The sequence below is a fragment of the Paludibacterium sp. genome (assembly GCF_019232825.1).
Taxonomy (GTDB): domain Bacteria; phylum Pseudomonadota; class Gammaproteobacteria; order Burkholderiales; family Chromobacteriaceae; genus Paludibacterium.
The window spans coordinates 50238-57229 of record NZ_JAFAND010000131.1 but is presented as its reverse complement, the minus strand read 5'-3'; the positions used below and the strand labels follow the sequence as shown (position 1 = coordinate 57229).

Annotated in this window: 8 protein-coding genes and 1 pseudogene; 6 read left to right on the top strand and 3 right to left on the bottom strand. The window is 60.7% G+C overall.

What is annotated here, in order from left to right:
- Positions 1 to 123: 123 nt before the first annotated feature.
- From JOZ06_RS17020 to JOZ06_RS17010, 3 genes are all read left to right on the top strand, one after another.
- Positions 124 to 399, top strand: coding sequence for a hypothetical protein (locus JOZ06_RS17020; RefSeq protein WP_293234584.1), 276 nt, complete (start codon positions 124 to 126; stop codon positions 397 to 399).
- Between the two features lie 185 nt (positions 400 to 584).
- Positions 585 to 1058, top strand: coding sequence for a hypothetical protein (locus JOZ06_RS17015; RefSeq protein ID WP_293234582.1), 474 nt, complete (start codon positions 585 to 587; stop codon positions 1056 to 1058).
- Complete coding sequence (locus JOZ06_RS17010) at positions 1055 to 1351, top strand: type II toxin-antitoxin system RelE/ParE family toxin (RefSeq protein ID WP_293234579.1); 297 nt, start codon at positions 1055 to 1057, stop codon at positions 1349 to 1351. Before JOZ06_RS17015 ends, JOZ06_RS17010 begins: the two co-directional genes overlap by 4 nt.
- A 162-nt stretch (positions 1352 to 1513) precedes the next feature.
- Here JOZ06_RS17010 and JOZ06_RS17005 read toward each other — a convergent pair.
- Together JOZ06_RS17005 and dinG are read right to left on the bottom strand one after the other, a co-directional pair.
- Positions 1514 to 1798, bottom strand: a pseudogene (locus tag JOZ06_RS17005) (DUF3579 domain-containing protein); the annotation flags it as partial.
- Positions 1799 to 1871: 73 nt separating this feature from the next.
- A complete protein-coding gene (dinG, locus tag JOZ06_RS17000) occupies positions 1872 to 3995 on the bottom strand; it encodes an ATP-dependent DNA helicase DinG (protein WP_293234577.1) in 2124 nt (707 codons plus the stop codon).
- Positions 3996 to 4262: 267 nt separating this feature from the next.
- Between dinG and JOZ06_RS16995 the strand changes: the two genes are divergently transcribed.
- The 3 genes from JOZ06_RS16995 (at position 4263) to JOZ06_RS16985 (ending at position 6082) form a co-directional block, all read left to right on the top strand.
- Complete coding sequence (locus tag JOZ06_RS16995) at positions 4263 to 4460, top strand: hypothetical protein (protein WP_293234575.1); 198 nt, start codon at positions 4263 to 4265, stop codon at positions 4458 to 4460.
- Positions 4461 to 4564: 104 nt separating this feature from the next.
- Positions 4565 to 5788: an argininosuccinate synthase gene (locus tag JOZ06_RS16990; RefSeq protein WP_293234573.1), complete on the top strand. Its 1224-nt coding sequence runs from the start codon at positions 4565 to 4567 to the stop codon at positions 5786 to 5788.
- Between the two features lie 93 nt (positions 5789 to 5881).
- Positions 5882 to 6082, top strand: coding sequence for a DUF2788 domain-containing protein (locus tag JOZ06_RS16985; protein ID WP_293234571.1), 201 nt, complete (start codon positions 5882 to 5884; stop codon positions 6080 to 6082).
- On the opposite strand, the gene JOZ06_RS16980 is transcribed toward JOZ06_RS16985, so the two are convergent.
- Positions 6079 to 6918, bottom strand: a complete 840-nt coding sequence (locus JOZ06_RS16980; RefSeq protein ID WP_293234569.1) for an MBL fold metallo-hydrolase — start codon at positions 6916 to 6918, stop codon at positions 6079 to 6081. The two genes, JOZ06_RS16985 and JOZ06_RS16980, sit on opposite strands and share 4 nt — an antisense overlap.
- Positions 6919 to 6992: the final 74 nt, after the last annotated feature.

Genomic DNA, 6992 nt, shown 5'->3' with positions numbered 1-6992 from the left:
GCATTGCTGGCGGTCATCAGCTATAAGCTGGCCTATTGGGAGGACACGGCGGCTCGGTAACGGGGATAGTCGTTTATGGCGTGCCGTTCACATTGACGGGTGAACGGCTTGTTGCTGTTTTGAATGATTGCATTGATTGCAGCTCCTAACTATGACGCAATCAATGCAATCGTTTTGGGGTGCCAGATGGTGGCTAACTTGGTGGTGAGGAATGTCGATGAAGAAGTGGCGGCGGCGTTAAAGCGTCTAGCGACGGCGCATGAGCGCAGCATGGAGGCCGAGCATCGTGCCATTTTGCGCGCGGCGTTGGCGACGCCTAAGCGGCGTGCCTTCGTGGATGTTTTGGCGTCCATGCCCGATGTGGGTGACGACGCGGACTTTGAACGTAGTCGGGGGTAAGCTTGTATCTTGTGGATACGAACGTCATCAGCGAGGCGCGTAAAGGGTTCAAGGCAAATCCGGGCGTTCGAACTTGCGATCGGCTGGGTGATTGGTTTGATTCGATTCGCTATTAGCTAGGCGCATTGCAAATTGCTGATATTTGCAAGATACTACATCTGTTATTTTTGACGAAATTGGCGTTTATGATGGCTGCCCATGAAACCATTGACCATGTAACCTTGACCCATTTGGTCGAAGCCGGAGCGGTTCGCGCCGCGCACGTCATTGGCCAGCTGGGAGGCTGGGCCGTCGTCGTCGAGTATGGCATGGTCGAGCGGGCGCTGGCGGCGCAACGTTCGCGCCAGGTGCGACTATTCAAGAAGATGGAAACACTGATCGGCTACCTCAGTGGTGTGGGTATTACGCGCTTCGACGTAGACGCTGCCAACTATGACCCGGCCACGATTAAAACCGTGAGCCGCCCCGACAGTCGTGCCGCGCTCAAGAAGGCGCATCAGGCGGCGGCTTACGATGAATGGTTCCGCGCTCAGGTGGAGATTGGCCTTAAAGAGGCCGACGATCCAAATACGCAATGGGTGTCGAACGAGGACGCTAAAGCAGGCTGGGCCGCTAAGCGGGCCGCACTGGCCAAGCGTGCCAAGAGGGGCGCGAGTTGATTCTGGTTTGGCTTCCTCGTGCACTCAAAGATCGTGATGAGCAACTCGATTATATTGCCCAGGATAATCCTCAAGCGGCTATCGAGCAGGGCGATCGGTTAGAACAACACATCGACCTTTTGGTGGAACACCCTGAAATAGGCCCTGCAGGCCGGAGGAAGTCCACGCGCGAGATGGTGATTAGCCGCACGCCTTTTGTCGTGGTATACCGACTCAGGCCAAAGCTGGTGCGTATTGAAATTGTACGTGTGCTGCATTCCGCCCAGCAGTGGCCAAAATCGAAAGATACTTGATGGATCTGGGTTGCGGGCGTGAGCAGGATTGGCGAGGCACAGGGTTTATCAATTCTTGGTGCGTTGCTACGCGAACGCACCCTACGACGCATCATGGCGTGCCTTTGTTCGCCGACGAAAAAGATCAGTAGCGAGTCAGGCCAAGAAACGGTTCGGATAGATCTCGTCGATCAGCGTGCGGCAGTCGACGACGCGCAGGTCGTTGTCGCGGGCGAAGTCGGTCAGGTACTGGAACACTTGCGGGTGGACCTTTTCCAGCTTCTTGTCCACCGCCACGCAGCGCACGCCTTCCAACAGCATCGGCCGCACATAGGCGTGGTAGGACAATTTCTTGTCGCCGAACGATGCCAGTACGCCGCACAACCGCTCGGCCCAGTCGCTAGGGCGGAAGGTGCGGCCTTCGTGCGTCAGGCCTTGGATGACGATTTCGTAGGGGTTGCAGATCATGTTCCGCCTTGTGCCGCCTGTTATTGATATTGCATGGGGGGTGTTAAACCGCCCCGGTTGATTTTATCACAAACTATATACGTCTGAAGGGTGGCAATGAGGCGAGCATTTTCTTGCCATAGCTCTGTCGAACCAGGCGATTATCCAAAATAGTTACTCGGCCGTAGTCGCGTTCACTGCGGATCAAGCGGCCGACCGCCTGCACCAGCTTGATCGACGCTTCCGGCACGGTGAGCTCGGTGAATGGATTGCCGCCGCGTTTTTCGATCCAGCGCGACAGCGTGCGGCCGACCGGGTCGTCCGGCATGGCGAATGGCAACTTGGCGATGATGACGTGCACACAACGCTCGCCGGGCAGGTCGAGCCCTTCGGAAAACGAATCCAAGCCAAAAATTACGCTCGACTGGCCGGCGTCGAGCCGTTGCTGATGCTCGGCCAAGAGCGCGCTCTTCGGCCATTCGCCTTGCACCAGCAGGCGGTCGCGTAGCGCCGTCGGCACCAGCGCCGCGACTTCCTGCATCTGTTTGCGGGACGAGAACAGCACCAGCGTGCCGACCGGCTCGGCGACATCGATCAGTTTCGGCAGCCACTCGGCGATCTCGCGCGTATGCGCGGCGGCGTCCTTCGGGCTTGCCAGCAATGGCGGCAGGTAGAGTTCGCCCTGTTCGCTGAAGTTGAACGGCGAGTCGAGCGCGATGCAGCTCACCTGCGGCAGCCATTTGAGGCCGGTTTGCGCCAGCAGCAGGTCGAAGGCGCCGAGCGAACGCAGCGTGGCCGAGGTCAGCAGCGCCCCGGCGGCGCGGCGCCACAGGGTGCTGGCCAGGCTCGCCGCCGCGCTCACGGGCGAGGCGCAGAACAGGTAGTCGCCCTTGCCCAGGCTGGTGCGCGCCACCCATTTGGCGATCGGCGGCTCGTCGCCGCCGGGTTGTTTTTCGAACAAATCCCACAGCGCCATCAGTTGTTCGGCACGTGCCACCAAAAATCCCATGTCGCTCGATGCCTTGTCGATCGCCGCCGCATCGCTGCCCTTGTCCTTGCGGATTTCCGCCAGCGCGTCGGAGAGCTGCGACAGGTGCTTGAACACCATGCGCGCCGAGATGGCCATGTTGGCGGCCGGGTCACGTAAATGCTCGGGCAGTACGCCGTCCTCGATCAGCCACACCGGTTCCAGGTTGTCGCTATCGAGCGCCAGCGCCTTTTCGCCTTCCAATAGCCACAGCCATTCGGACAGGGTCTCGGTGCAGGCGGCGGCGGCTTCGGCCGCCTGGGCGGCCAGCTCGCCCTTGTCGGTCAGCGCGGCGGCGCGCGAGGCGGTGACGTCGACCTTGTCGAGCCAGGCGAGCGCCACGCCGAGCGAATGTTCGGCGGCGAACTGGTTGATCGCCTTCTTGGCCAGGTGATGCGCCTCGTCGATGCAATAAAAGCTTTGTTCCGGCGGCGGCAGAATTACGCCGCCGCCCATGCCGATGTCGGCCAGCATCAAATCGTGGTTGGTCACCACCACGTCGACGGTTTCCAGCGTTTCGCGCGCCAGGAAGAACGGGCACTCGGCGCGGTTGGGGCAGGCGGCTTTCAGGCAGCCGTGGCGGTCGGTGGTGACGCGCGACCATAAGCCGTCCTCGATGACCTCGGGCCATTGATCGCGGTCGCCGTTCCAGCGCCGCGCCTCGAAAGCGTCGGCCAGCGCGCGCAATTGATCGAGCTCGGCTTGCTCCGGCTTGCGGTCCCAAAGGAAAGCGGGGTCGGGCGCCAGGAGTTCGGTTTGGGCGAAGTCGCTGGTCAGTTGATAGACGCGGTAGGGGCAGAGGTAACGGCTGCGGCCCTTGGCGATGGCGTAGGTCAGCGGTAGGTCGCTGTTGTCGACGGTGAAGGGCAGGTCACGGTTGATCAACTGCTCCTGCAAAGCCACGGTGGCGCTGGAAATGATTAGTTTTTTGTTGCGCGAACGCGCCATGACGCCGCCGGCCAAGAGGTAGGCCAAACTTTTGCCGACCCCGGTGGGTCCCTCGATCACGGCGATGCTTTCGCCTTCGCGTTGCGGATCGGTCTCGCCGTTTTTCTCCAGCGTGCGCGAAAAGGCGTTGGCGATCTCCGCCAGCATTTGCCGTTGCGCGGGCCGCGGACGGAAGCCAGGCAGATTTTGGGTCAGGGTGCGGTAGTGGTGGCGAATCGCCTCTTTTTCAACATCGGTCAGCATGCGGCGGATTGTACCTGAAGGCGCGGCAAGGCGCTTGCATCGGTATATTAGATAATGGCGCTAATGTTGCTATGCAAAAAATTTATGCCGACATCTTGTCAGGCGCGGAAATTTCCGATACATATAAAGGCGTGTCGCAAATTTGTACGTTTTTGGCGCTGCCAGGAACGTTGCCTTGCGGCATGAATGACTTGAGACCAGCGTGTACTTGTGAGCCGTTGCGCGCATTACCCGATGTGCGCGATGGCACCTTTTTGGAATGTAACCATGACGGAAACCATCAAATATCCAACGCATCGCAGCCAGCCCCACGCAGAGACCAAAGGCCTCTTCGTGCGACGACTGGTGCGCGCGCGACGATATGGGCTTCTGTCGAAGGTGGCATTGCTGGGCCAGGTCCTCTCAAACGTCCAGTCCAACCTTTCCGCCGGCAGTTCCGCCCAAGCTTTGCGACGAAGCCGATAACACAACTCAGTCCTTTGCGCGCCTGACGGCGCACCAAACGATGGTTTGAATCACGGTCTTCCGTGATGGTTGCGTACGACTTTAGCAAATGTGGGGAATGAATCATGTCGGACATCAATAAAGTAGTTTTGGCTTACTCGGGCGGTCTGGACACCTCGGTGATCCTCAAGTGGCTGCAGGACACCTATCAATGCGAGGTGGTGACTTTCACCGCCGATATCGGCCAGGGCGAAGAGGTCGAGCCCGCGCGCAAGAAGGCCGTTTCGCTCGGCATCAAGCCGGAAAACATCTACATCGACGACCTGCGCGAAGAGTTCGTGCGCGATTTCGTGTTCCCGATGTTCCGCGCCAACGCCATTTATGAAGGCGAATACCTGCTTGGCACCTCGATTGCGAGGCCGCTGATCGCCAAGCGCCAAATCGAGATCGCCACCCGAGTCGGCGCCGATGCCGTGTCGCACGGCTGTACCGGCAAGGGCAACGATCAGGTGCGGTTCGAGCTCGGCTATTACGCGCTGAAGCCGGACGTCAAGGTCATCGCCCCATGGCGCGAGTGGGATCTGCTCTCGCGCGAAAAACTGCTCAACTACGCCGAGGCCAACGGCATCGACATTTCCAAGAAGCGCAACGGCGGCAGCCCCTACTCGATGGATGCCAACCTGCTGCACATCTCGTATGAAGGCGCGGTGCTGGAAGATCCGGCCAAGGAGCCGGAAGAGAGCATGTGGCTGTGGACCAACAGCCCGGAAAACGCGCCTAACGAAGCGGAATATCTGGAGTTGGAGTATGCCGGCGGCGACATCGTCGCCATCAACGGCCACGCGATGAGCCCGGCCGCGGTACTGACCGAGCTCAACCGGCTGGGCAACAAGCACGGCATCGGCCGGCTCGACTTGGTGGAAAACCGTTACGTCGGCATGAAGTCGCGCGGCTGCTATGAAACGCCGGGGGGCACGATCATGCTCAAGGCGCACCGCGCCATCGAATCGATCACGCTCGACCGCGAAGTGGCGCACCTCAAGGACGAACTGATGCCCAAGTACGCCAATCTGATCTACACCGGCTACTGGTGGTCGCCTGAGCGCAAGATGATGCAGCAGATGATCGATGCCTCGCAGGCCTCGGTAAACGGCTGGGTGCGGTTGAAGCTGTATAAGGGCGCGGTCTACGTGGTGGGCCGCGATTCGGCCGATTCGCTGTTCGATGCGCGTATCGCCACCTTCGACGAAGACGGCGGCGCCTACAACCACGCCGATGCCGCCGGCTTCATCCGCCTCAATGCGCTGCGCATGCGGATTGCCGCGCATCACCGGCAGCTGAAGAAATAAGCCAGCCGGGCCGTTTCGCGAGGAGCGGCCTTTTAATTTGGCAACCGTTTGATTAATATTGTCCTTTTTTTGCTTGCGGGATTGACGATGGCGATGTCGGAACAACAATTCACCAATATCAGCATGGGCGTGTGCTTGACGGTCCTGATGGTGTTCATGGGTTTCATTATTTGGGATCTGGGCAAGAAATCCGGCGCCGGCCGCTTCGGCACGGCGATGCTGTTTCTGGTGTTGGGCGTCGGCGTCGTCGGCTTCGTGATCAAGGACGTGATGATCGAAGTGATGTCGCGTTAATTGAATGTCAGTCGGCTGCCGGTGGCGATGTCCTCGCGCGCCGGCAGCCAATATCTTCCCCATCCGCTGCAGTGGCAAGCCGCCACCCGCGGCGCACCCAATTGCCTGAAATACGTTCTGGTCCGCCATAGATCGAACGGCCCGGCGCTGCGCAAATGAAAGCCGCCGAGCACCGCTTGCACCGCCGCATCGCCCGTGGCGGCGCGCGCGGCTTCGGTCAGGTTGCAGATGCCCGAGTGCGCGCAGCCGCTGATCACCACCAGCCCGTCTTTTCCTTGCCAGACCAGGCCGGAGTCGTCGTCGATATCGTCCGGTGCCATGCCGTGATAGGCTTGCTTCCAACCGAGCCGCCGGCCGCCACGGTAGGCCGGCAGGCGCGCGATGTGACCGAGGAAATGCATGCGTCCGCCGGCCAAACCGTGGGGCGTGGCCGACAAGTGCAGATCGAAGCGGGCTTGGGCTTCGTCAAGCGAGAGCGGGGCGCCCAGCTCCCGCAGCGACCAGCGCCAGCGTCCCAAGCCAAGCAAGACACGGCGACGGACGAAGGCGCCGGGGTGCGCGATCAGCCGCGGGCGCAAGCCGCGCGCCGCATACCAGTCGGCCAGGGCCGGCAGGCCGCCGCTGTGATCGTAATGACCGTGCGACAGCACGATGGTGTCCACTGCCGCCAAGTCGACCCCCAGGCGTGCGGCATGACCGATCAGGCGCGCGTCCGGTCCCGTGTCGAACAGCACGCGTCGCTCGCCGTCGTCGAGAAACAGCGATAGCCCGCGCGCGCGGGCCAGGTCTGGCTGCGTCGTGCGGTTCTCCACCAGAACGGTTACGGTAAGCGGCATGTGGGCTCGGGTTAGTTTGCGCGCGTATATCGTGCATAATGCGAATTGCTATTGGCGTCCCATGCTATAGCGGT

Bases quoted from the DNA above. Each gene is read 5' to 3' on its own strand.
- JOZ06_RS16980 (WP_293234569.1), bottom strand. From the start codon at position 6,918: ATGCCGCTTACCGTAACCGTTCTGGTGGAGAACCGCACGACGCAGCCA.
- JOZ06_RS16995 (WP_293234575.1), top strand. From the start codon at position 4,263: ATGACGGAAACCATCAAATATCCAACGCATCGCAGCCAGCCCCACGCA.
- JOZ06_RS16990 (WP_293234573.1), top strand. From the start codon at position 4,565: ATGTCGGACATCAATAAAGTAGTTTTGGCTTACTCGGGCGGTCTGGAC.
- JOZ06_RS17015 (WP_293234582.1), top strand. From the start codon at position 585: ATGATGGCTGCCCATGAAACCATTGACCATGTAACCTTGACCCATTTG.
- JOZ06_RS17020 (WP_293234584.1), top strand. From the start codon at position 124: ATGATTGCATTGATTGCAGCTCCTAACTATGACGCAATCAATGCAATC.
- JOZ06_RS16985 (WP_293234571.1), top strand. From the start codon at position 5,882: ATGTCGGAACAACAATTCACCAATATCAGCATGGGCGTGTGCTTGACG.
- dinG (WP_293234577.1), bottom strand. From the start codon at position 3,995: ATGCTGACCGATGTTGAAAAAGAGGCGATTCGCCACCACTACCGCACC.